Here is a 263-nt window from a genome sequence, read left to right as displayed (position 1 = left end):
ACCAGCACCGCACCGACGCTTTGCGCAATCACAACAATATCTTCAATGCTCACCCTGGCTTGTCCAGCGACAAAGCGAACAAATTCATCGACGTCCTGCACTGAGCGTGCCAGGCTTGGGCTGTAACCTCGTTCTCCCGGCGAATGGCCGTGTCCACGCGCATCCCAGGCGTAAAAATGGGCATCCGGCATCAGTAACTCATCGACAACATGCGGCAAACGCCCGGAGTGCTCATGCCCGCGATGAAATAGCACAATCACTTT

Annotated in this window: 1 protein-coding gene; it reads right to left on the bottom strand. The window is 55.5% G+C overall.

Annotated elements, in window-relative coordinates; all coding sequences use genetic code 11:
- Positions 1-263, bottom strand: a 263-nt coding sequence (locus tag KVT28_RS25380; protein WP_217550963.1) for an alpha/beta hydrolase, incomplete at both ends; no start/stop codon positions are given.

It is taken from the genome of Pantoea sp. GbtcB22, assembly GCF_019091025.1.
Classification (GTDB): domain Bacteria; phylum Pseudomonadota; class Gammaproteobacteria; order Enterobacterales; family Enterobacteriaceae; genus Pantoea; species Pantoea leporis.
Note: the sequence above shows the minus strand (reverse complement) of the source record. Positions and strands in the feature narration are given on the sequence as shown.